Source organism: Weissella cibaria KACC 11862, assembly GCF_000193635.1.
In the GTDB taxonomy this organism is placed as follows: domain Bacteria; phylum Bacillota; class Bacilli; order Lactobacillales; family Lactobacillaceae; genus Weissella; species Weissella cibaria.
This window is the reverse complement of record NZ_AEKT01000059.1, coordinates 1-371: the sequence shown is the minus strand read 5'-3', so window position 1 is coordinate 371 and position 371 is coordinate 1. Positions and strand designations below refer to the sequence as shown.

The window sequence follows — 371 nt, the reverse complement described above, 5'->3', positions numbered from 1 at the left end:
AGTAGCGCCGAAAGTAGTTGGAGGATCGCTTCCTGCGAGGATAGGACGTCGCTATGCATATCATTCCGAATTAGCTCAGTTGGTAGAGCACACGACTGTTAATCGTGTTGTCGTCGGTTCGAGCCCGACATTCGGAGTTATGCCGACTTAGCTCAGTTGGTAGAGCAACGGTATCGTAAACCGTAGGTCGAGGGTTCGAATCCCCCAGTCGGCACTCGTTAGTAAAACATCTTCGCCGAAGGTGTTTTTTATTTTCGAGAGTCCTTGACATTAGGGACATAGGAAGTGTTGACAATTAGGTTAGTCTTCCGTAAAATAATGTCTTGTAAGTTAGAAATAACGCGTGTCGTGATGATGGCATTGAGGTCACA

At 46.6% G+C, this 371-nt stretch carries 2 tRNA genes; both read left to right on the top strand.

Annotated elements, in window-relative coordinates:
* Positions 1-64 precede the first annotated feature (64 nt).
* Positions 65-137: transfer RNA gene (locus ESE_RS0111135), tRNA-Asn, on the top strand.
* 4 nt (positions 138-141) lie between these two features.
* A tRNA-Thr gene (locus ESE_RS0111130) sits at positions 142-214 on the top strand.
* Positions 215-371 lie beyond the last annotated feature (157 nt).